This window comes from Streptomyces sp. NPDC091292 (assembly GCF_044757265.1).
Lineage (GTDB): Bacteria > Actinomycetota > Actinomycetes > Streptomycetales > Streptomycetaceae > Streptomyces.
Genome location: NZ_JBIVUQ010000029.1, coordinates 38,275 through 62,097, shown reverse-complemented (window position 1 = coordinate 62,097; position 23,823 = coordinate 38,275). Strand labels below are relative to the sequence as shown.

The window sequence follows — 23,823 nt, the reverse complement described above, 5'->3', positions numbered from 1 at the left end:
TCCTGGGGTTCCGAACGGGTTACGCGGTCTTTCCCCTGGCCTCCGGTTCCCCGGTCAGGATCGCGAACACGACGGGCTGCGGAATGTCGCGCAGTCTGGTCGCCAGTGCCACGATCCGAAGGCTGCCGGAGGCGAGGACCGCGTATCCGTCGGCCCCGCGCGGTACCAGGGTGAGCGGTGCGTGCGTGGTGGCGCCGACCTTCTGGAGGCATTCCAGTGCGGCCCACACCCCGGTGGCCGCGGTGTCGTGGTCCCATCCCGTCTCCCCCGCCACCACGGAGGCCAGAGGCCCGTGCCCGCCGAGCAGCCCGTCCCACTCGGCGGCGGACCGGGCGGTGGCCACCTCGATGTCGCAGCCCACGGTCGAATCGGCGACCGCGCAGAGCGTGACTCCCGCCGCGTGCGAGGCGGAGACCGACCGGTCACCGGGGAGTTCCGGCCGCCCGTCAGGTCGGTGGGCGACCGTGGTCCGCCGGCCCAGGGCGCGCCCTGCCGCCTGCGCCGTACGGAGGCCACGGGCTCCGTCGTGTGCGGGCCCGTTCGCGTCATGCGGTTCCACCGCGATCGAGACCCGTACCCCGAGCAGGTCCTCCACGGCCCGCTCCAGGTGGGGTCCGAGCAGCGGCGGTGCCCACGGTCCGCCGTAGGCACCGGTGCGTACCGCCGTCAGCCGCAGGCCCTCCCAGCGTTCCACCACGGTGCCGTCCGGAGCGTGTGCCGCGATGTCGTACACATAGGTGGTGCCCTCGCGGTCCCGTTCGACGGCGCAGTAGCGCAGTTCATCGGGCAGCGCGGTGCCGGAGGCGAGCGGATACAGCCGTTCGATGCTCGAAGGCAGCAGGGTGGCGTCGGGCACGCACACCTGGTTGCCGTGCATCAGCGCGTCCCGCATGCCGGGGTCGGCCAGGAGCAGCGTGCCGGGCAGGTAGTCGGCGAACCATCCGGTCGCCCCGCTCAGGGCCACATCGGCGTCGACGTGCCATGCCGAGATCCGGTGGAAGCGCCGCAGCCGCTGGAAGCGGTCGCCCTGGAAGAGGACGCTGCCGTACAGGTCGTCCGCGGGGGCCAGTGGCACCGTGGGAAGGCCCGATTCGGCGGGCGAGGGCGGCCCGTCGGGGACCCCGGCCTCCCGATAGACCAGGCGGGCCCGGAAATGGTCCGTCGCGAAGCCGGACTCCTCGGCGTGAATGGCCACGTCCACGGTGTCGGCGGCGGTGACCGTGGCGGCGATGCGCACGGTGGCGGTGCCGTTCGGCGGTACGACGAGCGGGCGCAGGAACCGCACCTCCTCCAGCACCGGGACGCCGGTCCACCCGGTGGCCGCGGCGGCGACCTGGCACATGGCTTCCATGCCGATCACGGCCGGCAGCAGCAGGCTGCCCTCCAGGAGATGGTCACCGAGGTAGGGATCGGTTCCCACGTTCAGTTCGGCCTCGGTGACCAGCTCGACACCGTGGTAGCGGACGAGCGGGTTGACGGTGAACCGCAGCAGCGGAAGCGGGGGCTGCTCACGCCGAATGGTCGCGATCTCCCCCGTACGACCGCTGATGACCGTGACCGCGGGCGCGTCGGGGTCGCCGATCAGGCGGAGCAGCATCTCCACGCCCTGTTCGGGAGAGATCGGCGTGATGCCGTCACGCGCCAGGGACTCGACGACGGACAGCTTCTCGCCCATGCCGGCACCGGACCACACCGACCACTCCAGACACAGGACACGGCACCGCGGTCGGGCGTGCGCCTCCTCCTGTGTGAGGTCGGCCAGCCATTCGTTGGCGGTGGCGTAGTGCGCTTCGCCGCGCAGGCCCGAGCGGCCGATGATGCTGCCGAAGGTGACGAGGAGCTTGAGGGTGTTCTCGTCGACCGCGTCAAGGACGGTCCGCAGCCCGTCGACCTTCGGCGCGAAGGTACGTTCGAAGTCCGCCATGGTGAGGTCGGCGAGAGCCGCGGGCTCGTTGCGTCCCGCGCCGTGCAGCACCGCCGTGACCGGCCCGAGTTGCCCGGTGAGTTCGGCGACGGCGGTACGCACACGCCCGGCGTCGGTGACGTCGGCGCACGCGTAGCGCACGGTCACACCACGGTCGGCCATCCGTTGCAGGTTCTTGGCGAGGTCTTCGTCCTGGGCGGGATCGGAGCGGCCGACGATCGCGAGCCGGACTCCGCTGTCGAGGGCGACAGCCAGTGCGCACTCCGCTGTGATGCCCTTGCCTCCCCCGGTGACCAGGAGGACGTCGGAGGCGTCCAGCACCTTCCCTGTGGGAACGGTGGGCTCGCCGCGCATCGGCAATGCGCGCAGGGTCGGCACCCGGCGTATCCCTGCCGCGTCGTAATGGACCTCGGTGAACCGTGTGGTCGCGGACACTTCGGCCACCACGCGCGCGAGGACGTCATCGGCGGTCACGGGGATGTCCACGACGGTCGTGCGCACCCGGGGAGCTTCCAGATGCAGGGTCTTCGCCAGCCCGGCCGCGCCCCGGCCGTGCTGGACCAGGACGAAACGGTGCCCGTGATCGCCCGCCAGCGCGCGTTGCGCGCCCTTGAGCGCCCGCGCGATCTGTTCCGGTGGGCACTGCGGGGACAGGCAGACCAGGACACCAGGTCCCACTCCGGCGCTCTCCAGCGCCCTGTGCAGCGCCCGCGCGAAGGGATGGCTCTCCTCGGCGAACAGCTCCCAGGCGCCCTCCTGGGGCGCGGTCGTGGCGGGAGTCAGGGGTACTTCCTCAAGTTCAACAGCAAAGGCGCGCACCCAGGAGGCGGAGCCCTGGACGAGGGGGACGGTCCCGGCGTCGCCCGCCTGGGCGGTGGAGGCCAGCGACTCAAGGGCCTCGGCGAGTTCACTCACCGTCGCCGTGGCGAAGTTGGCCGGCGCGTGCGCCGTCGCGAGGCCGAGCCGGGTGGCGGCCTGGTTGACGATCTGTCCCACGGTGATGCTGCTCATGTGCAGGTCGTCGAGGAGGCGGTTGTCGTCCTGCACCAGGTCGGCGGGGAGTTCGGCCCGCTCCGCCACGAGTGCGCGCAGCACGCCGAGCGCCGACTGCCCTGCGGCGCTCTCCGCCTGCTCGTCGGGGGCAGCGGCGGCCTCTTGGGCGAGGCCCCCTCCGACACCCTCTGGACGAGTCGGCCGATCGGAGTGCGTCGACCGGGCGAACGACCGACCGTCCGGCGGCACCTGCTCGCAGGGGCTGGTCAGAAAGCTGATCTCGGCGCCGATCCGCAGCGGGCGTACCAGCCGGTCCGAGAACAGCCGCTCGTGCATCAACGGCGTACCGATGACATACGCGGCCCCGACCACGCCCAACAAGCCGCGCAGCGACGTGTCGTCGGTGTCCAGCGCGACCGCCGGTACGCCGGTCGCCTCGGCCACGAGAGTGCTGAGCACCCGCCCCGCGCCGACCTCCACGAACAGGTCGACATCGCGGGCCGCCGTCCGTACCGCCTGGTCGAACAGCACCGGATCGGTGATCTGCGCGCGTAGCAATTTGGGAACATCGGTGTCCGTCGTCAGTTCCTGTCCCGTGACCGTGGAAATGACCCGGCGCTCGACAGCCCCGAACGGTGTCTCGTCGAGCCAGTCCCCGAAGACGGTGGCGGACGGTTCGACCAGCGGGGAGTGGAAGGCGTGGGACACGGCGAGCCGGGTACAGGCGATGCCCGCGTCCGTGGCCCTGCGTGCGACGGCCTCCACGGCGTCGACGGCGCCGGCGACGACCGTCCGCCGGGGACCGTTGTATCCGGCGATGACGACGGGGATTCCGTCCGTCAGATCCCGGACCGCCGCCGGGGCCGCCGTGAGCGAGGCCATGGTGCCCGACGCGCTGTGCGCGGCCATGGCGGCGCCGCGCACCCGGGCCGCCGCCAGCAAGGTGTCACCGTCCATGGCGCCCGCCCAGTGCAGCGCGGCGAGTTCACCCAGGCTGTGGCCGACGGCGACGTCCGCGTCCACGCCCAGCCACTCCATGACCCGCAGGCCGGCCGTCGCCGCCGTGACGATCCGTGGCTGGGCGACGTCGGTCGCCACCTGGTCGCCGCCTTCGGGCAGCCCGGCCCGCTCGTGGACGGCGGCGGCAAGCGGAAAGCGCCGGCGCAGCGCACCGCCACCGGCGAAGCCGCCCGGCCCCCATCCGGAGCCCCGTCCGGCGCCTCGACCGGCGCCCTGGCCGGTGCCCTGGCCCGGGAAGAGGAACCCGATACGGCCGGCCTCGTCGGCCTTCCCGAGGAAGCTGCGTCCGTCGGGCGCGAACAGCGTCGTCCCGCCCTGCTCCACCGTCTCCATCAACTGCCGCAGCCGGCGTTCGGCGTCGTCCGGCGACGTCACGACCGCAGCCGCGCGGTACGGCAGTTCCCGCAGCTCCCGTTGCAGGGTGCTCGCCAGGTCGGTGAGCTGTGCGTACGACAGTTGGGGGACGAAGTCGGCGACCTGGGCGATGCGGTCGCGCAGCGCTGTGGGTGACTCGGCGTCCAGGAGCAGCAGTTCGCAGTCCTGCGGTGAGCTGATGAGAGTGGCGGTGCGCCGGCTCGGTGGCGTACGGCGGGGTGCGGGTCTGTCGAGTACGGCGTGTGTGTTGATTCCGCCGAAACCCATGGCGGTGACGCCCGCGCGCAGGGGTGCGCCCTGCGGCCAGGGTTCCGCGTTGCGCAGGACGCGCAGGCCGGCGTGCGCGTCGGTGAGCAGGTCGTGCGGGTCCACGCAGCCGACGGTGGGCGGGAGGATGCGCGCGTCCAGCGCCATCGCGGCCTTGATCAGGCCGGCGACTCCGGCGGCGGCCTTGGTGTGGCCGATCATGCCCTTGACGGAGCTGATGGCGGCGGCCGGTGCGTCGGCGGCGGCCTGGCCCCGGGCCGCCATGAGTGCTCCGAGTTCGTTGGCGTCCCCGACGGCGGTGCCGGTGCCGTGCCCCTCGAAGAGAGGCACCGTGTCGATCCCGAACCCGGCCCGGTCGTAGGCGCGGCTGAGGGCGAGCCGGTAGCCGCCCGCCTGGGGCCGCGTGATGCTTCCCTGCCCGTCGGATGCGATTCCCCAGCCCGCGATGGTCGCGTAGACACGCTTGCCCGCGGTCAGGGCGTCCTCCTCGCGCATCAGGACGACCATGCCGCAGCCCTCGCCCGGCCAGAACCCGTTGGAGCCGCGGTCGTACACGCGCATCTCCGACCTGGCCAGCGCTCCGGTCTTGGCGAAACCGATGACCTCGAACGGGTCGATGGACAGGTCGACGCCGCCCGCCACGGCGACATCGAGGTCACCGCTCAGCAGCGACGTGCTCGCCGTGGTGACCGACAGCAGGGACGAGGAGCATGCGCCGTCGACGCTGTAGCCGCCGCCGTTGAGGTCGAAGTGGTTGCAGATGCGTCCCGCGATGGTGTTCGACAGGGCACCCGCCAGCGAGTCCTCGTCCACGGCCGGGAACGGCTGCTTGTACGCCTCTTCGACGCCGCCGAGGAAGTCGGCCAGGCGGTCGTCGCCCCACTGCTGTTCCTTGAGGGCGGCGGCGAGCACACGCCGTACGTAGGGCCACCGCAGTCGCATGGTGTTGGCGCGCGTGAACTCGCCGGTCAGTGTGTTGCCGACGACCACGCCGGTACGCGCGCGAGGCAGCCCGTCGCCCGCCGGGAACCCGGCGTCGGCCAGCGCGCCGGCGGCGGTGGACAGGGCGAGCCAGTGGGTGAGGTCCGTGGAACGGTAAGTACTGCCGGCGACTTTGTAGGCGATCCGGTCGAACGCGAAGTCCTCCAGGACGGCGGCGGTCCGGGTGTAGAAGCGGTCGGGAGCGGCCGGATCGGGGTCCCAGTAGTCGTCCAGACGCATGCGTACGTCGGGGATCCGGCGGAAGGCCCGCCGGCCGGCCACCGCGTTGTCCCACAGCTCGCGCACGGTCGTCGCGTCGGGGAAACGGCAGGCCATGCCGACGATGGCGACCCTGGTCATACCGCCACCGATTCCTTCCCGGCTCCCTGGACGGGGCCGGGCGCGCCGATGGTGCGGTCCGGGACCTGCGCCGCGCTCGGCACGGTGTGCCTTCCGGCCAGGTGCACCATGTACAGGTAGCCGCCGCGGATGAGACAGACGGCCGCGGTCGCGAAGAAGAGGCCGTACGTGATGCCGACGGCGGTGAGGATCCCGTACACCAGGGCGACGCCGCCGCCGAACGCGACCTGGGCGACGGGGCGGGACGGAGTGGTGCCGGGGTCGGTGATCATGTAGTTCGTGAAGAGGACGAACGCCACCCCGGTCATCATGCCCAGCGCGGAGAGGATCGCCGTGTCGAAGAGGACCCCGCGCACGACCGCCTGGAGGACGAACACGCTCAGCCATCCCCCGATCAGCCACATGCGGCCGGTGAGTTTGGCGTTGAGCATGGTGCCGAGGGCGACGATGGCCGCGGGGATGAGCCAGTCGACCGCCCCGTCCGTGTACTCCGTGAACTGGTACGGCGGGGCGATGCTCGACCACGGGAAGAGCAGCAGGACCACGGAGATACCGAAGTTCGACGGATTCATGAAGTGCCGCATCTTCCCGCGCACCGGGGCGCGCAGGACCCACTTGGCGCCGACCGCGACGATGACGCCGAAGATCATCACCCAGACCCGGTCGTTCACGTAGAGCAGCATGTTGACGGCGAGCGCGGTGATGTGGCTGGGGTAGAGGAACTCCAGCACCCCGCGGAAGCCGCCGCCCGCGAAGCGCGGCGCGCGTCCCTCCACGCGGGCCCCGATGTACTCCAGCACCGTCTCGACCGTGTAGCCGACGGCGACGGCGATGACCGGCCAGATCCAGGGCTGTTCGAAGCCGAGCACCGCGTAGCCGAAGATGTTGAGGACGGTGATCGAGATGGCGAAGCGGCGCAGTGCCGTGACGATTTTCGGGTCGTGCCGCGGTGGCGCGGTTGGTGCCTCGGCCATGTCCGTCACCTCTCCTTGACATCGGACCCGAGCTGCAGCGCGTGCCAGCCGGGGCTCAGCCGAAGTTCTTGTTCGTGGGTCTCTCCGGTGCGGTCCCGCCACCGCAGCTGTACCTTCACGGGTGCGTCGCCCTGGTCGCCGAGGCCGATGTGTACGTCGTGGCTGCGCTTGCCGGAGTGGCCGCCGCCGCCGTCGACGCGGCTGACCCGCCGGGTGCCGTCCGCCAGGACCACGGTCGCCTGGGCGTCGACGACGGGGGAGCCGGAGGGGTGCGTGAGCTTCAGCCCCAGGAAGTCGCCGGTGTCCGGGCTCTCGTTGCGGTAGAAGGCCGGTTCGGCCCATTGGTGCGCCACGGCGAGGTCGAGCCTGCCGTCGCCGTCCGCGTCGCCGACGGCGATACCGCGGGTCGGGATGGGGACGGCGAGACCCAGCTCCGACGAGAGATTCGTATAGCGGCCGTCCTCGCCCTTGGCGAAGAATCGCAGGGTCTGGCTGCCGGCGAGGTCGTCGCCGCGCCGGACGTGCGGCCACCAGGCGGGGTCGGCGAGCAGACCGTCGTTGGACGTGGCCAGCTCCTGGAGCTGGGCCCACCTGTTCTTCTTGCCCTTGACGAAGCCGGTGGCCTGGGTGATCTCCAACTGGCTGTCGTTGTCGAAGTCGCCCATCTTGACGTCCCAGCTCCAGCCGGACCAGGCGAGATCCATGGGTGCGCTGCGGTCCTCGTACGGGGCTTCGCCCTTCAGCATCCTGCTGCGCACGTCGGGCAGGCCGCCGGCCGTGTTCATGAAGGTGAAGTTGCTTTCCTGGAGGCCGAACGACGTGGTGATGTTGCTGACGAAGATGTCGTAGAGGCCGTCCTGGTCGAGGTCGCCGAAGTCGACGCCCATGCCCTTGAAGGAACTGCCGCCCACGCGCTTGGACTTGGGGACCATGGGGTCGCGCGGACCTTCGACCTCGGCGAAGCCGATGTCGCCCGGTGTGGACCGGTTGTGGAGGAGCCGCGATGTGCCGAAGTCGTGGGCGATGTACAGCTCGGGGAGCTGGTCGCCGTCGAGGTCGGTCGCGGACACCCCGAGCGTCCAGCCGTTCCGGGTCTCCTTCGGCAGGGCGTCGGGAGCCGGTGTGAAGCCGCCCTTCGTCCACCGCAGGATGTGGTCCTCGCCGCCGTTGTGGGCGTTGGACAGCGAGTCGTTCATCACCACGCCGCCGTCCTTCGACGGGTCGAGCACCGGTGAGTCCGGGAAGTAGTTGCCGATGTAGATGTCGTCGTGGCCGTCGCCGTCGAAGTCCGCGATCGTGGCGGCGTTGCTGTGCCACCGGGGCCCTGTGTACGTCTGGTCGCCGACGTCGGCCACCAGCTCGGTGGGCTCGAAGGAGCCGTCACTCAGCGGGCCCCCATCGGAGCGGCCCTGGAAGATCACGGGTGTCCGGCCCCAGTAGTAGACGAGGAGGTCGGTGCGTCCGTCCTCGTTGAAGTCGCCGGCGACGCAGCCCATGGGTGCCATGAGGTCGTCCATGGGAAGCGGGGCGGGGTCCAGCACGAACGGCTTGTACCGGCCCACGCGTTCGTCGGGCACCGGGGTCAGGGTGACCTGATCGGTCCGGGGGTCGGTGATGCACAGGTCGTTGGAGAGACCGTCGCCGTCGACATCGTTCATGGCGATACCGGCGCCCACCGAGGATATCCACGCTTCGATGTGCTGGTACGCCTTGTTCACCTTGCGAATGTGCTGCTGTTTCAATCCTTCGGGCATGCCGATGGATTTCTGCGTGAACGCGTACGCTTCCGCCAGACTCGCCTTTTGAGCAGCCGACGTTGTCGGCGGGAGCACCACAATGTACGTACCCACCATGAGCAGCAGGGCGACGATTCCGGGAATATTCCGGCGGAGCCGGGAACGCACTGACATCACGTAGCTAGCACCTCCCCCTACGAAATGAACGTTTCGGCGATGCGCTGACGCCATTCCTCGTACGACGACGCGTCGACGCGATCGGATGACACGGGGCGCAATTCCCTGCAGAGAAGGGATGCCTCCTGCGTATCCATGCGGCACAGCACCTTGGTGGCGGTGTGCGTGTGGGCCACGGACAGGCCGGCCCGCTCCCGTGCCTCCGCCGCGAATGCCGAACCCTGAAGGAGGTGGGGGCGGTGGGCCCCGGCTCGCTCGCGCAGGTGTTCCAGCTCTGCTTCGTCGGCGCCGCCCGCGTAGGTGGCTGCCAGCCCCGCACCGCTGTAGAGGTCGGCCCGCCGCGCCTCGGCGAACTTGTCGATGAGCGCCACGACTTCGTCGACGTCGGTGCCGCCGACGAACCACAGCGCGCGGCCGATGCCCTGGTCGATGGCGTGGTGCACGGAGGACGTCGGGCCGTGCGACCAGGAGAACCGGGCCTCCTGGTACTGCTGGTGGACATAGCGGTCGGTGCGGAAGTACGCCTGATGGAAGCCGTATCCGTCGAGTACGAGCCATCTCAGCAGCGGGTCCGTGCCGTCGGTCTTCGGCCTCAGGGCTTTCGGCAGCCGCGCCATGGCCCAGCCGATCCCCACATTGACCATGTAGACGTGTGCCCGGCCGCGCCCGTCGAGCAGTTGGGCCAACCGCCGTCCGCCGCTGCCGGGTATCGCGTCCAGCATGGCGCACCCCATCGCCGCGCCTTCGTAGGCGAATCCGCGGAACTGCTCCGGAATTTCTTCAAGCCGGGCTTCGGCGTCGAATGGTGAACGCGCCTGGACGGCGTGGCCGTAGCCTTCGAGGAATGTACGGCCGATGGTTTCCAGTAGTTCCTGCGCCTGTAGGTTCTTTTTCTTGAAGCCCCTCACTTCCAGGCTCGTACTGGACAGGGGAGGGGTCATGATCCGGCGCCGGAGCGCACGCAAACCACCGATCACCTTGCTCTACCGCCCTCGTCGAGTTTCCTCGGTCAGCTGCAGTAAACCAACCCCGAAGGTACATGGATGATCTGCGCCCCTGTCCACTTGGAACGTGCGCACCTTACTGAGCACGATGGAACAACTATGCGGGCGTCGGGAACCGTAGGCTGCCGGAGTGGCGGGTGTACGGGGGGACTCCGCGCCCGCGCGAAGTCCCCCGAACCCCATGCGTCCCTCGAAGCATCCGCGTCCCTCGAAACACCGTGAACGTGCCGGCGCCGCACTGCCGGACCGCTGTCGTAACTGCCGCCGGGCCGCTGCCGGAACCGCTGTCGAGCTGCTGTCGGGTCAGCTTTTCCGGGACGCGGCCGGGTCAGTCCTCGTCGCCGTAGGTGTCATGGTGACGGACCCAGTTCATGATGCCCGCCTCCTCCTGGCGCCCGAGGGGTGTCAGGTCGAGGTAGTTGAAGGTGCCGTTCAACAGGTCGGTGCCCCGGGAATAGGTCGAGTACGTATGGAATACGTCGTCGCCCTCACGGAGAAAGACACTCAGCCCGTGCTGTTCACCGCTCAGGGCCCATGAGCCGATGCCGGCTTCCCGCAGTTCTTCCTTGTTCCGGAAGTTGAACAGGACCGGCGTCACCGATTCGTCCATGGTGACGTGGAAGTCATAGTTGAACGACGTCCCGTGGGACGAGTACCACGGGAACTCCCAGCCCATGCGCTCACGGAACTTGGTGATGTTCGCCAGCGGTGCACGGGACACGGCGGCGAATGATGTACGGGCCGCGTTCAGGTGCGCCAGATGACCGAGGTTGTCGGCCAGGAGCGAGCAGCCGGAACATCCGGCGTCCCAGTCCGGCGCCAGCATGAAGTGATAAACAATCAGTTGGCTTCGCCCGTCGAACAAATCGAGCAGGGTGGCCTCGCCGTCCGGGCCGTCGAACACGTACGGCTCGGTGATTTGGACCATCGGGAGTTCTCGTCGCCGCGCGCTGAGCGCATCACGCTCCCGGTCGAACGCCTTTTCCCGGGCGAGCAGTTCTTTCCGTGCCGTCAGCCATTCGTCCCTGGACACGACCTCTGGACGATTCATCGCTTGCCGACCTCTCCTCGTTGCACTTACCACACCAGTCGGCAACTTTACCGGAATGAATCTTGCTCACCCGGCCGACATCCACGCCGATGGAGCTTCCCCCTTGCCTATTGCGCGGACGCCTGTGGCAACGGTGGTGGCATGAGGTGCCGTCTGCCGAGCTGCCAGAGAAGGCCGAACCCGGTCAGGAGAAGAACAGCGGTGAAGATCCACTCATTCGAGCCCTGCGGACGGTAGACCCGTCCGGGATTTCCGACATCCACCGCCGTGACGCTCTGGTCGGTCCTGAGGGAATCCCTTCCGCTGCCGTACAGCGTCACGTCGGGGCGCCGGACCACGGCGTTGTCGGACCGGAACGTCCCGGACCACTGGCAACTCCGGTGTGCGGCGTGGCTCACGCACCGGAGCTGCTCGGCGGTGAACCGGCCGGCGGTGCCGTCGGCCGTCGCGGCGCGCATGACGTTGCCGAGGTTCGGCAGGGACACGTACAGGAGCAGGCAGGCGGTGATCAGGAGGGCGATCGAGGTGGTGCGAGACGGTCTTCTTCGGGACGGCCTTCTGCGTGACGGGCTCGGCATTCCGTGGGACGGCCTTCTGCGGGAAGAACGGCGCATGCCCGGCCCCCGCTAGTACTCAAGGGCGCAGCGGCACCGTGCGACAGAGGCTGTGGCGGCCTTCGCGGGCCGGCTGTGCACGTACATGGCGATCACCATGGGGAGGGTGACGAGGGCGTTGTAGAAGAGGTGCAGCTCCACGCGGGGCGCGATGAGCTGGATGATGCTCGTCGGCGCGGACCTGCCCAGGAGGTAGGAGCCGGTCAGGGCCTGGAGGAGCAGGAGGAGATGCTCGAAGTGGTGCCACACCTGGATGCCGAGCCCCGTGTTCCACCACACCCGCGAGGTGCCGGCGAACCCGGGGCGCAGCATCAGGAAGCCCACCAGCATGAGGAGGGCGTATCCGTAGTGCATCCACTCGGAGGTGACCAGCCAGGGGAAGGGGATCCCCAGGACTCCGCGGGCCTCGGGGACCGGCCAGCCCATGACGTAGATCTGAATGGCCTGAACGACGTGTTCGGCCCAGTGGGCCACCACGATGATCATGAAGATCCGGAGCGCGGGCCGGTGCAGCCGCCCGTTGAGTGCGTCGAACCTGCCCGGCGCCCGCACCGGCGAATCCGTGGCGTCCGTACTGGCTGACATGCGCGTACCTCCTGTGACGGAGACGGGACTTCATCTCAGCAGGTCTCCGCCGTGGAGTCTTCCTCCCGATTGCGCAGTGCCACAGATCCGGAAAGTGGGTCGCCCCCGGAGATCGCCCCCGGACGTCGCCCCCGGACGTCCCTCCTACCCTGCCTCGGGGAGAGCCGCGCCGCTCAACCCTGGTGAACGGCCCTCCTTTTCGAGCCGTCGGCGTCGCTCTCCGGCCGGGCGTCCCGACGCTGCCCGGAAGACGATGGGACGGGCGATGGCCTGGAAGTCCACGTCGGGGTCCAACCGCCGCACGGTCTCCTCCACCATCAGCAGGGCGAGCAGCGGGAACACGAACTCGGACGAGGCGTAGATGCCGTTGCGTCGTTGACTGGCGAACAGTTCCGTGGAGAACGCGATCAGGTCGAAGTCCCGTGCGGTGGTGCCGCCGAAGCGGTTCACCAGACGGGTCATGTCGGCGACGAACGCCTCGATGTCGCTGCGGCTGTCCACCTGTTCGGCGCTGGCCAGTACCGCGTCGGCGCACCGGGGACCATTGCGGAAGCCGAGGTTCAGAAAGAACAGCGCCAGGTTTTCCCGGACCACCTCGGGGGTCCGGTAGACGAATCCGGCGTCGAGGATCACGACCGAGCCCGTGGGTGCGAGGCGCAGATTGCCCGGGTGCAGGTCGCAGTGGACCAGTCCGGTGCAGAACAGCATCTCGAACACGGCTCTCAGCGTCTGGTCGGCCAGCGTCCGGCGGCGCTCCTGGCTCAGCTCGGCGACGTCGACACGGTGACGCACGCCGGGCACGAAGCTCATGACGACGCACGCTTCCCCGCACAGCTCTTCGACGGGTTCAGGCACGGCGACGAATTCGAGGGTGGACAGGTCGTCGTACAGCAGCGCCAGGTTCTCCGCCTCCGCCTGGAGGTCGAGTTGGCGCAGCACGCTCGCGCCGACCGCCCGTGCCATGTCGGACAGGGGGGCACCGCGGAGGCCGGGGAGCCGACCGGTCAGCGCGAAGACCGCGCACAGGATGGCGACGTCGCGGCGCATGACGTCCGTGAGGTCGGGCCGCCGCAGCTTGACCGCGACCGGCGTACCGTCGGCCAGCCGCGCCGGGTAGACGCAGGCGATGCTTCCCGAGCCGAGTGGCTCAAGGCGGAAGTCGCGCAGCACGTCCCGCCAGTCCGGTCCGAAGTGCTCCGTCAGCGCGCGGTGCACGTCGTCGTGGCGCATCGGTTCCACCGCGTCGTGCAGGCGTTTCAGCGCGCCGCACGCGCGCGGGGGGATGACGTCCTCGCGGGTACTGGCGATCTGGGCGAACTTGATGAACGCCGGGCCGAGTCGTTCGATGATCCGCGCGAACTCCTCCGGCCAGCCGCGCTCGCTCCGCCGTCCGGTCAGGCGCCGCCACGACCGCCGCGCCACCTGACGGACGGTCCCCCCGGCGGCCGTCCCCAGGATCTGGCCGAGCCGGAGCGCCGCCGCCCCGGTCGAGACCCGGGGCAGCTCGGCCGCCGCTTTCGGTTCCGCGGCCAGCTCCGGTGTCCCGGCCGGCCCCGGTTTCCCGGCGGTCCAGGAGAACAGCACGTCGTCCGACGGACCTCTCATCGGGAGCGCAACCGCAGCAGTTGCCCGGTGGCCTCGCCCAGCGAGGTCGTCCGGTTGGTGAGGTAGATGTCACCGTTCGGCGCGACGGCGACGCCTCCGGGGTGCTCCAGTCCCTCGCGCGCGAGGACGGTCCGCCGGCCGTCCCGTTCGACACGGATCAGCCGCCCGGTCCTGTCGGGATCGTCGAAGCCCTTCTCCGCCAGCTCAAGCACCAGCATCCGGCCCTGCCGGTCGAAGGCGAGGTCGATGACGCCGGTGAACCCGCGCGCCACGACCACCGGGGACTTCCCGGGGACGAGACGCCAGATCCGGGCCACGCCGATACGGGTGGGTTCGCCGCTGTACTCACTGATGTAGAACGCGCCGTCGGGGCCCGGGGTGATCGCTGTGGGTACGGATTCCACGGTCGCGCCGTCGATGATCTGGTCCGGCAGCGCGGCAACCAGCTTCACCGAGCCGTTGTCGCCGACGCGCAGGATGCCGTTGCCCCCGGCCTCGGCCACCAGGGTGCCGCCCGGCACCCGGGTCAGCCCGTAGGCGTTGGCGTTGACGTCCGCCGGATGCGGGTTGTACTTCTCCTCGAACGCGAGCAGGTCACCGATGGGCCGGAGCTTTCCGGCCCGGTCGACCACACCGGTCTGCGCGAGGCCGTGCGCCTGCTCGCCCAGACCCACCCGGGTGGACATGTGGCCGCCGAGGCCGAACACCACGGAGATCCGGCCGTCACTGGCATCGATGTCGTGCAGTCCGAGCACGCTGAACTCGTTGATGACCGACGGAAGGCCCTGAGCGATGCGCACGGCCTTGTCGTCCCTCGGGGTGTACGCGGTGATCGCGCCGGTCGCGCCGAAGCAGGCGGGGTATCCGCCGACGCCGGCCGCGCAGGGCGCCGGGCCGCCCTTGCCCGCTTCGGTGACCAGGACCCGGTGCTGTCTCGCGTCCCAGGTCAGTCCTCGGGGGGTCACCAGGTGGTCGGCGACCACTTCGAGCCGGGGACTCGACGAGTGCGGCGAGCCTGACGACAGCGGCGGACTTGACGATGAGGCCGAGGATGCGCTGGTCAACGTGGCGGTGAGCAGGGCGGCGGCGAGCGTGGTGGTGCACAGGCGGCGAAGCATCAGAGCCCCCAGGGCATCATCGTGGAATGGGTCAGATCGGCCAGGTCGGTCAGGTCGGCCAGGTCGGTCAGGTCGGTCAGGTCGACCACTTTGGTCAGGTCGGTCAGGTCGCGAGGCGGGCGCTCCAGGTGTCCCGCCGTGTGGTGTCGGTGGCGGGTCCACTCGTGTAGTTGTCGGACACGGTGACGGCCGTGAAGTTCGCGTCGCGCAGCGCGCGTTCGACCTCGTCCCGCGAGAACCAGCGCTGCGCGTGCCGCTCGACGACGCGTCGGTACAGGTCTTCGTCGCCCTCCGGAACGAACAGCGACACCACGTACTCGTAGTACGGCGAATCGGGGAGGTGGTGGGTGTTCCACACATAGGCGAAGTCGCCGAAGTCCTCGCCGAACTCGCCGAGGCCGTCGATGGATTCGAAGGTCGGCCGGGTGCTCAGGTCGAACACGAGGACTCCGCCGGGTCGCAGGGAGCGGGCGAGTTGGCGCAGTGTGGCGGTGAGGGCGCCCTCGCCGGTCAGGTAGTTCGCCCCGTCGAAGCAGACGAGCGCCGCGTCGAAGGGGCCCAGCTCCGCGAGCCGTTCATCGGGCAGGGTGAGCTGCCGCAGCTCGGTGCCGGGATCGGTGCGCGCGCGGGCGATGTCCAGCATCGACGCCGAGGCGTCGACACCGGTGACCTGGAACCCCTGGTCCTGGAGTGTCCGTATCGTCATGCCGGTCCCGCAGCACACGTCGAGCACCGTCTTCACCGCGAAGCCGGCCTCGTCGAACCGTTCCTTGGTGAAGGCGAACCACTGGTCGTACGGAACCTTGTCCGCCGCCATCCACCGGTCGTAGACACGGGCGAGCGCGCTGTACGGAAGTTCGTATCCGGCATCGGGTACGGGCAGGGGGCTCACCGCGCGTCCCACGGGCCGGCCTGTGCCAGGTACCGCTGGCCGTTGACCTCGCCGGGTGACCGCTCGATCAGCCACTTCCAGAACGGCAGGGTGACGTCCGGGTACGGCACGCCGGTCAGGTCGAACCCGGGCTCCGCCTCTTCGTAGCCTCGGGTGCGGATGCCGCCCGGGTCGACAAGGGTCACACCGATGCCGGAGTCGGCGTTCTCGGCCGCGATGATCCGCGAGGCCTGGTCCAGCGCGGCCTTGCTGGCGCCGTAGATCCCGGCGCACGGGAAGACGTCCACGGCGGCTTCGCTGGACAGGTTGACCACCAGCCCACCGGTCTCCTTCAGGAGCGGCAGCGCCAGTTGGGCGAGGGCCACGGGTGCGACGACGTTGGTCCGCAGGACGGCCTCGAACGATGTCAGCGGATGGTCCAGCAGGGGCCGGATCGGGCTGACGCCCATCTGGGAGGCGTTGTTGACCAGCCAGTCCAGTCGGCCGAGGGTCGTCGCCGCGGCGATCAGTCTCTCGCGGTGCGCGGCCTCACCGACGTCACCCGGCAGGGCGACGACCGTCCCGCCCTGGTCCGTCAGTCGCTTGGCGACGACGGCCAGGTCGGACTCGGTCCGTGCGGTGAGGATCACGCTCCAGCCGAGGCCGCTGAGGAATTCGGCAAGCGTCTCGCCAAGGCCGGTACTCGCGCCGGTGATCAGCGCGACTCGCGTTTGCCGGTTCGGATGCGTCATAAGAACGTCAGCTCCTCGGTCTGCTCGGATGGAGACGCGGATGCCGTTCAGGTGGAGAGACTTACGCCGTTCAGGTGGAGAGGCGGATGCCGTGCTCTGCGTAGCAGCGGACCAGGGTCAGTGCCTCTCCCCAGCCGGTCGCGCACTGGCCGAACCTGTCGAGCCCGGCCCTGGTCTGCGGGAGGCCGGTCTCCACGACCTGCAGCCAGGTGCCGTTCACGTGTTCCTCGGTGGTGAACGTGACCAGCGAAGGCGGTGTGCCCCAAGTGAGGGCGAACCGCTTGTCGGGCACGCACTCCTTCACTTCGCCGTCGTCCGTGATGTCGCTGCCGTCGTCACTCCAGCCGCGCCACACCAGGTGTACCGGGCTGCCCACGCGCGCCTCGAACGTCGAGCCGTCGGTGAACCACTTGTCCCACCCGTCGCCGCTGGAGAGCAGGGCGAAGACGTCGTGGGGCGCCGCGCGGACCAGTGTGGAGTGCAAGATGTCGGGGACCAGAACGGGATCCTGCGGGCTGCCGCTCTCGTCTGCGTGCGTCATGGTGCGGTTTCTCCTTGTGCTGGGTTCGCTTGTTCGGTCGTGTCGGCGTAGACGGGGATGAGTTCCATCCAGCGCGCGTCGGAGTCCGGCACACCGGGCGTGCCGGCGAGCCGGGCTTCGAGGTTGTCGGTGTACATGTGCCAGCCGGCGGCGTAGTCCACGGGGTCGGCCTCCGGCCCGAAGCCCGTGTGCTCCAGGACGAGCCGGGTGGCGCCGTCGTCCGCGGGAGACAGTTCGAGACGGATGACGGAGTCGGCGGTCTCCCCGATGTAGCACCAGGTGAACTCCAGTACGGAGCTGGGTTCCCAGGTCAGCACGCGGCAGTCGATCGTGTCGCCGTGCTGGCCGCGCCCTTCGAGCACGAACTTCTGCTCGGGCCCCGGCACGCCGCTCAGCACCGGGCCGAACCAGCCGGGCAGGAGGTCCGGGTCGGTCCAGGACGCCCAGACCTGGTCGGCGGAGGCCGGGAGGACCCGGACCAGCCTCGCCCGCTTCGGCGTACGTGAGGCCGTGCCCAGGGCCGTGAGGGATCCGCTCATGAGTAACTCCGCTTCTGCGAGCAGGGCGAGCTAGGACTGAGGGGTGGACACCGCGACTTCGGTCGGCGTGTCGGCGGTACGGTCGGCCTCGGCGACCGGGCGTCCGAGGGCGAGCACCCCGATGCCGACGCCCGCGCCCACGACGATCACCATGGCGATGTTGAGCGAGGTCGCGTCGGCGAGCCAGCCGTACGCGGTCGGCGTCGCGATGAAGGCGCCGTACGCGGGCACCATCATCGCCGCCGCCACCAGGTTGACCCGGCTGGGCGCCACGCGCGCGGACGCGCTCAGACATGTCGGCTGCACGCCCGCGATGGCGATGCCCATGAGCAGGAAGGCGAGCACGGACAGCCAGAGGTCGACGGCGGCCATCAGCAGTGCTCCGGAGAGCGCGGTGCCGAACGCGGAGATCAGGAACGACTTGCGGATGCCCAGGGTGGAGACGAGCCAGGCGTTGATCAGCCGTCCGATCATCATGGTCAGGCTGAAGAGGGCGAACGCGGCGCCGCCGTAGACGATGGGCGCGTCGAGCAGTTGGTCGACGTAGATGACGGACCAGACCTGCACGATGCTCTCGACCGCGATGCCGAGGACGGTCATCAGGAAGACGACGCGGAACAGCGGATTGCGCATCAGCTTCAGCAGACCGACGTCACCGTCAGGATCGGGGCTGTCGCCGGAGGAGGCGGAGGATGCGGAGGAGTCGGAGTCGTCGGAGGAGGCAGGCGCTTCGTCGCGGGCGACCGGCGGGAACGCGATCAGGAACGAGGCGATGAGTACGGGCGCCATGGTCGCGGCGAACAGCACGGCGACCCAGCGGTAGTCCATGCCCAGGCTGATCAGCGCGCCCGCGCCCAGGGCGCTGATGACTGTGCCGGCGCTGTTGATCGCGTACATCACGTTCATCACTTCGCGGCCACGGCGGGCCTCGATCTCCATGAACACGCTGTTGTCGGCGGTGTCGACGAGCGCGGAACCGAGCCCGGCGAGCACGAACGCGACCAGCAGTCCCACGAAGTTCGTGCTCACGGCCAGCATCACGAGGAGGCCGATGAGCGCGAGTTGACCGTAGATGCCGAGATGGCGGTGGTCGAAGTGGCGGTACAGACGTTTCGCCGAGAGCAGGGTCACCAGGCCGACGACCGGCAGCAGCAGGTGCGCGGTCCCGAAGAAGCCGTCACTCATGTCCAGGGACCGGATCACCTCCGCCCAGGCGACCGTCATTACTCCGATGGCAATCCCGAACATGAAGAACTGCGCACCGGAAAGCCAGGTGACCGCGCGTAAGTTCCATTCCGGCTCGGCCGGTACTCCGTGTGTCTGCTGTTCTTGCGCCGTCACGTCTGCTCCTGAGGGGCTGGTTGCCATTGGCTGCGCGGGGTGCGCTGATGTCGGTCACGTTCCGCGCTGTTCACCAGCTCGAACAGAGTGCTGAACTCGGCCCGCAGAATACGGCTGATGTCCACTGTCCGAAGGAGCGTCCCGTACAGCTCTTCGAGCTCCGGGTCGGCATCGACCTTCGGCATGACCTCGTCGTAGTGTGCGCGGTCGTGGAAGAAGGCGAGTTCGGCGTAGAGCACCTCGTCGGGTGCGACGTCCACGCCGGCCTCGATGGCCGAACAGCCGTATTTCGCCGTCGGATCACTCATCTCCATTACGGTGCCGCCGATTGCGCCGTGCCGTCGGAACACTTCGATTGCCTGGTAGACGACGGTGCGGAAATCCTCCTCGCGTGCTCTGGGCACCCGATGCAGGAACCAGATGAGATACACGGAATCCACCACCCAAGCGAGATCGGGCCGCGAAGTCGGCCGGCAACCTGAGCTGTCCCCGTGGAGGCTATACGATTGAGTAGTAACTCGGCAAGGATCATGCAGGGGCGTGTACGCGGTGAGCGGTGGTCCCGTGTGCCCCGCCCGAGGGTCTTCGTGCGGTGACGAACCGTCAGGCAGCGACGGGACGGGGAGTCGCCCACACCCGTCCACGGTGACGGCGCGTCGGGGCGCGGAGAGGGTCGGGGCCTCCGGTACACGACATCGCCCGGCGTTCCGACTCTCACCACCGCGTCCACCGCGCCCCTCCGGACGCGGGCCGGACTCCCCCACCGGATCCAGCGCCGACATTTCCTGCCTCAAGGACCGGTCGCGGGACGTTAATGCCGAGGTCAAGCCCTCTACTCGGCCGCCACCAACTGTTACTATGCGCAATGAGAGTAAAGGTGGCTGCCATGAGTCGTGAGTACGGGCAATTCTGTGGGCTGGCAACTGGTCTGGACGTCATCGGCGAGCGATGGACCCTGCTGGTCGTCCGGGAGTTGCTGATCGGCCCCGCCCGATTCAACGGCCTGCTGCACAACCTGCCCGGTATCGGACCCAATCTGCTCACCGACCGGCTCCGGATGCTCACGGAGCGCGGTGTCGTCGAGCAGACATCGCTGGCAGGGGACGGAAGGGCCCGGCTCTATCGGCTCACCGAGACCGGCGAGGAACTGCGGTACCCGGTCCTGGGACTCGCGCGCTGGGGGCTTTCCTTCCTCGACAAGTCGGACACGGACGGGGAAACCCGCGCCGAATGGGGATTCCTCGCCGTGCAGGCGATGATTGTCCAGGAAGCGATTCCGGACGTCGACGAGGTCTACGAGTTCAAGGTCAGCGACCAGATCTTCCAGATTCTGGTTCACGGTGGTGAAGTGACCTTCGAGCGCGGTGAGGTGCAGGAACCCGCGCTGACCATCGAGTGCGACGCGAAAACATTCGTCCAAGTGGGAGCCAGGATGATTTCGCCGTTCCAGGCGATCGCCACCGGGGACGTCCGGATCAAGGGAGACCCGGAGGCCGTACTCCGCTGCTCCCTCATGCTCGGCCTCACCTGAGGCCGTACCTGAGTCCGTCACCGGGCCGCGCGCCTCAAGCGCGCCGAAGGGCCGGCGCCGTGCGCCCCCACGAGTACGTGACCTCACACGACGGTGCGCCCCCACGGATTCCGTGAGAGCGCACCGCCTACTGCAACAGACGTCAGATCATCCGCCTCATTCGCCGGCGTTCTCGACGACGTCGATCCGGCCGTCGGGACGGCCGTGGCACTTGATCGAGTTGAGCGTGTACCGGCCGGCGCCGGTGTAGTCGCCCGACTTGCCGCGGAACGTGCCGTACAGCTTGGCGTTGGTCATCGGGCCCGCGATCGGGTCCGTCGGGTTCGACAGCTGCACGTCGCCCGCGCCGACCGTGCCACGGTCGAAGGTGCGGTCGAGGTTGACCGCGGCCCAGCCATAGTACCGGCCGCGCACGCTCTCCACGAACGGCATGTCGGCCGCCTGGAGCCGCTGCGCACGGGCACCGTCCCCGTGGATGGCGACCTCGCCCTTGCCCGCCAGCGTGGTCAGCGCGATACGGCCGAGAGACACGGGGACCTCGACCATCTCGCCCTTGCCGACGAAGCCGCTCGGGTAGAACGGCCGCAGCGTCTCGGAGAGGTAGTTGTGCTCCAGGTTGCGCCCGTCGTACTCCACGCTCAGCCCGCGGAACGGGAAGATCTCGTAGTGCGGGGAGCCGTCGGCGTTGAGGCCCATCAGTTCCTTCTCGACCGTGAGGTCGGTCCGGATGGTCTCGACGTTCGTGCTGGCCAGCACCCGGCCGAGGATCGAGTCGAACCAGAGCGGCGAGAGCACCGCGCGGACCGCGCCGACACCCGGCGTCATGATGACGACACGGCCGCCGATGATGAGCGGAACCGTCTGGTCGAAGTACCCGGTCTCCTCGACCTCGGCCTCGGAGTACATCCGCTCGGCCTTCACACCGGTGATGTCACCGGACAGGACCCGCGCCCAGTCCGCGACCTCGGGGTCGTCGTCCATGGCGAACTTCTCCAGGACGCTCAGGCTCCGCGGCCCGGCCGAACGCAGCGCCAGCCACAGCGCGCCGGAACGGACCAGGCGGTCCGTCTCGGTGCCGATGATCTGGGCGATGAACGACAGGCTCTCCTCGGGGCTGCGGTCGGCCAGCTCCCACAGCGCACGCTCGCGCTCAAGCGGGCTCTCGTGCCCTTCGGAGACCTCGCGCAGCTCGCTGTCGCTACGGGTGTCGTACGGCAGGAACTTCTCGGTGATCGGCCGGGCGAAGTCCAGGTACTCCGCGGGGTCGTTGTACCTGCTCGCCGGCGGCGGGGTCAGGGACACCAGACCTTCCGTGAGCCTGGTTTCGATGTGCTGCGTCATGTTTCCTCCGCGACTAGGCTGTGCACCCCATCCGAGGTAGATATAGGAAACCTAAGTGAAATGGCTGCTGTCAAGGCTTGTCCCCACCAAGGCTTGCCCAGCGCCAAAGGATCACAGCCCGGACCTTCGGACACACGTCTACTTAAGTAAGGTGTTGTCATATGGAGAGGGGATGGACACCTCCGCACCCCTGGGACATGGAGTGGCGGGCCTACGACAGTCCCTGGCCGCCCGGCCCGAATGTCCCTCTCCTGCCGCACTTCCTATGAATCGGCCGCCGCGTTGAACACGGCACAGCCCTCGTTCGTACGTGAACGAGACCCCCGGAAATCATGGAAGGGATCCACCATGAGCGTTACGCAGGAGTCCGTCCCCACGCCGTCCCGCCGCACCGTGGTCGCCGCGGTGGGCGCCGCAGGGCTGGCGGCGGCGCTCACCGCGTGCGGCAGCTCCGACGACCCGCAGTCCGCGGGCAACGCCCAGTCGGACGGCGCCACCTCGTCGGACGCCGGGAACGGCGGGGCGAACACCTCCGGGTCCGCGTCCGGGAACCCCTCACCGGACGGCGGCGGGGCCGCCGCGCTGGCCAAAACCGCGGACATCCCGGTGGGCGGCGGCAAGATCTTCGGCGACCAGGGCGTCGTCGTGACCCAGCCGACGCAGGGCGAGTTCAAGGCGTTCTCGAACCGCTGCACCCACGCCCAGTGCCCGGTCACCTCCGTCGAGGGCGGCACGATCAACTGCCCGTGTCACGGCAGCAAGTTCTCCATCACCGACGGCAGCGTCGTGCACGACCCGGCGACGACGGCTCTGCCGCCGAAGCAGATCAAGGTCAGCGGCGAGCAGATCACCCTCGCGTAGCAGCCGGGGCAGCGGCGGCGCGCGGTCGTTTCCAGCAGCCGAGCACGTCGTCGGCAGTGGTGACGGTGGCGACGAGCGCGAGCGTGTTGCGGACCATCGCGAGGGTGTAGTCGGCCGGCACCCCCGCGATGGCGTCCTGGGGCACGACGACCGTGTAGCCGAGGTTGACGGCGTCGAAGACGGCGTTCGGGATCGCGACGTTCGCGGAGACCCCGGTGACGACGAGGGTGCGGCAGCCGAAGTTGCGCAGCAGGGGATCGACGTCGGTCCCGGCGATCGGCGACAGACCGTGCAGCCGCCGTACGACAAGGTCCTCGTCGGCGACTTCGATCGGTGGCGCGATCCGTACGGCCCTGGTGCCGGAGAGCTGCTGGACGGGGAGCCGTTCGGCGGCGCGGAAGAGGCGGCCGTTGCGGTTGGCGCCGCGCCCGTCCGGACGGCGTTCGGCGACGGCGTGGACGACCTGGACGCCGCTCTCGTGGGCGCCCGCGACCAGCAGCGCGACCCGGGCCAGCGCCCCGGACGTCCGTGCCTCGCGGGCGAGTTCGGGCAGCGCGCTCTCCGTCCCCACGACGCCCTGCTGGCACTCGACCGTCAGCAGCACCGTGGTCGCGGGGTCGAGGAGTTCGGCGAGCTGTTCGTGCGTGGGCATGGTTCCCCCAAGGGCCGGCGTCCGGGCGGGCGAGGGTAGCCACCATTGCGCCAGGACGGAAGTCGATCCATGCTTCACTCACACATCGACTGACGTACCGTCAGGAAAGCGGGTGCGCATGGACGTCACACAGCGTCGGGGCCGTCGGATCATGATGAGCGCCGCCGAACTGGACGAGTTCCTGGCCACGGAGCGCACCTGCCGGGTGGCGACCGTGTCCGCGGACGGGGCGCCGCACGCGAGCACCCTGTGGTTCGCCTGGGACGGCAGCTCGCTGTGGCTGTACTCGATCACGCGCAGCAGGCGGTGGGCGGAGCTGCGGCACGATCCGAGGGTCGCGGTGGTGGTGGACGCCGGTGAGGAGTACGGGGAGCTGCGCGGCGTCGAGCTGTCGGGGCGGGTCGAGTTCGTCGGCGAGGCGCCCCGCACGGGTGAGCCGTGTCCGGAACTCGACGCCGTCGAGCGGCTCTTCGCGCGCAAGAACTTCGGCCTGGACGAGATGCCGCACGACGGCCGCCACGCGTGGGCGCGGCTCACGCCGGAGGCGATCGCGTCCTGGGACTTCCGCAAGCTCGGCGGCTTCTGAGGTCCCGGCCACCACGGAGGCCGT

The 23,823-nt window shown here is 69.3% G+C and carries 20 protein-coding genes; 3 read left to right on the top strand and 17 right to left on the bottom strand.

The genetic code is table 11. The annotated features are described in order from the left end of the window. Positions 1-19: 19 nt before the first annotated feature. From ACIQNU_RS40090 to ACIQNU_RS40020, 15 genes are all read right to left on the bottom strand, one after another. Positions 20-5,920 carry an SDR family NAD(P)-dependent oxidoreductase gene (locus ACIQNU_RS40090; protein WP_401376489.1) on the bottom strand — a complete coding sequence of 1,967 codons (5,901 nt, stop codon included), beginning with the start codon at positions 5,918-5,920 and terminating at the stop codon, positions 20-22. Then, complete coding sequence (locus ACIQNU_RS40085; protein WP_401376487.1) at positions 5,917-6,894, bottom strand: enediyne biosynthesis protein; 978 nt, start codon at positions 6,892-6,894, stop codon at positions 5,917-5,919. The genes ACIQNU_RS40090 and ACIQNU_RS40085 overlap by 4 nt, the downstream gene beginning before the upstream one ends. 5 nt (positions 6,895-6,899) lie before the next feature. After that, positions 6,900-8,804, bottom strand: coding sequence for a CRTAC1 family protein (locus ACIQNU_RS40080; RefSeq protein ID WP_401376484.1), 1,905 nt, complete (start codon positions 8,802-8,804; stop codon positions 6,900-6,902). Positions 8,805-8,824: 20 nt separating this feature from the next. Continuing rightward, positions 8,825-9,748, bottom strand: coding sequence for a DUF1702 family protein (locus ACIQNU_RS40075; RefSeq protein WP_401376481.1), 924 nt, complete (start codon positions 9,746-9,748; stop codon positions 8,825-8,827). Positions 9,749-10,139: 391 nt separating this feature from the next. Further along, entirely contained in the window at positions 10,140-10,862 is a 723-nt protein-coding gene (locus tag ACIQNU_RS40070; protein ID WP_401376479.1) for a DUF899 domain-containing protein, read from the bottom strand. A 107-nt stretch (positions 10,863-10,969) separates the two neighbouring features. Then, positions 10,970-11,347, bottom strand: coding sequence for a hypothetical protein (locus ACIQNU_RS40065; protein WP_401376477.1), 378 nt, complete (start codon positions 11,345-11,347; stop codon positions 10,970-10,972). 141 nt (positions 11,348-11,488) lie between these two features. Then, positions 11,489-12,061 (bottom strand): hypothetical protein, encoded by a 573-nt coding sequence (locus ACIQNU_RS40060; protein WP_401376475.1) that lies wholly within the window; start codon positions 12,059-12,061, stop codon positions 11,489-11,491. A gap of 144 nt (positions 12,062-12,205) precedes the next feature. Then, positions 12,206-13,666, bottom strand: a complete 1,461-nt coding sequence (locus tag ACIQNU_RS40055; protein WP_401376472.1) for an ABC1 kinase family protein — start codon at positions 13,664-13,666, stop codon at positions 12,206-12,208. After that, positions 13,663-14,784 (bottom strand): ScyD/ScyE family protein, encoded by a 1,122-nt coding sequence (locus ACIQNU_RS40050; protein WP_401376469.1) that lies wholly within the window; start codon positions 14,782-14,784, stop codon positions 13,663-13,665. Before ACIQNU_RS40050 ends, ACIQNU_RS40055 begins: the two co-directional genes overlap by 4 nt. Before the next feature lie 103 nt (positions 14,785-14,887). Beyond that, the gene (locus ACIQNU_RS40045; RefSeq protein ID WP_401376466.1) at positions 14,888-15,676 is read right to left on the bottom strand and encodes a class I SAM-dependent DNA methyltransferase; all 789 of its coding nucleotides are present in this window, start codon (positions 15,674-15,676) and stop codon (positions 14,888-14,890) included. Then, positions 15,673-16,407: an SDR family NAD(P)-dependent oxidoreductase gene (locus ACIQNU_RS40040; RefSeq protein WP_401376463.1), complete on the bottom strand. Its 735-nt coding sequence runs from the start codon at positions 16,405-16,407 to the stop codon at positions 15,673-15,675. Before ACIQNU_RS40040 ends, ACIQNU_RS40045 begins: the two co-directional genes overlap by 4 nt. A 70-nt stretch (positions 16,408-16,477) precedes the next feature. After that, positions 16,478-16,948: an SRPBCC domain-containing protein gene (locus tag ACIQNU_RS40035; RefSeq protein ID WP_401376460.1), complete on the bottom strand. Its 471-nt coding sequence runs from the start codon at positions 16,946-16,948 to the stop codon at positions 16,478-16,480. Then, positions 16,945-17,487, bottom strand: coding sequence for an SRPBCC family protein (locus tag ACIQNU_RS40030; protein WP_401376457.1), 543 nt, complete (start codon positions 17,485-17,487; stop codon positions 16,945-16,947). Before ACIQNU_RS40030 ends, ACIQNU_RS40035 begins: the two co-directional genes overlap by 4 nt. Before the next feature lie 30 nt (positions 17,488-17,517). Next, positions 17,518-18,828 carry an MFS transporter gene (locus ACIQNU_RS40025; protein ID WP_401376454.1) on the bottom strand — a complete coding sequence of 437 codons (1,311 nt, stop codon included), beginning with the start codon at positions 18,826-18,828 and terminating at the stop codon, positions 17,518-17,520. After that, positions 18,825-19,259 carry a DUF1428 family protein gene (locus ACIQNU_RS40020; protein WP_401376451.1) on the bottom strand — a complete coding sequence of 145 codons (435 nt, stop codon included), beginning with the start codon at positions 19,257-19,259 and terminating at the stop codon, positions 18,825-18,827. Before ACIQNU_RS40020 ends, ACIQNU_RS40025 begins: the two co-directional genes overlap by 4 nt. A 455-nt stretch (positions 19,260-19,714) precedes the next feature. On the opposite strand from ACIQNU_RS40020, the gene ACIQNU_RS40015 reads away from it, so the two are divergent. Beyond that, positions 19,715-20,359, top strand: coding sequence for a winged helix-turn-helix transcriptional regulator (locus ACIQNU_RS40015; RefSeq protein ID WP_401376449.1), 645 nt, complete (start codon positions 19,715-19,717; stop codon positions 20,357-20,359). A 156-nt stretch (positions 20,360-20,515) separates the two neighbouring features. On the opposite strand, the gene ACIQNU_RS40010 is transcribed toward ACIQNU_RS40015, so the two are convergent. Next, complete coding sequence (locus ACIQNU_RS40010) at positions 20,516-21,700, bottom strand: HEAT repeat domain-containing protein (RefSeq protein WP_401376446.1); 1,185 nt, start codon at positions 21,698-21,700, stop codon at positions 20,516-20,518. Positions 21,701-22,048: 348 nt separating this feature from the next. Here ACIQNU_RS40010 and ACIQNU_RS40005 point away from each other — a divergent pair, with 348 nt between their 5' ends. Beyond that, positions 22,049-22,561, top strand: coding sequence for a Rieske (2Fe-2S) protein (locus tag ACIQNU_RS40005; RefSeq protein WP_401376443.1), 513 nt, complete (start codon positions 22,049-22,051; stop codon positions 22,559-22,561). On the opposite strand, the gene ACIQNU_RS40000 is transcribed toward ACIQNU_RS40005, so the two are convergent. Next, positions 22,548-23,213, bottom strand: a complete 666-nt coding sequence (locus tag ACIQNU_RS40000) for a cysteine hydrolase (RefSeq protein WP_401376441.1) — start codon at positions 23,211-23,213, stop codon at positions 22,548-22,550. The two genes, ACIQNU_RS40005 and ACIQNU_RS40000, sit on opposite strands and share 14 nt — an antisense overlap. 118 nt (positions 23,214-23,331) lie before the next feature. Between ACIQNU_RS40000 and ACIQNU_RS39995 the strand changes: the two genes are divergently transcribed. Next, entirely contained in the window at positions 23,332-23,799 is a 468-nt protein-coding gene (locus ACIQNU_RS39995; protein WP_401376438.1) for a pyridoxamine 5'-phosphate oxidase family protein, read from the top strand. The last annotated feature ends 24 nt before the right edge of the window (positions 23,800-23,823 follow it).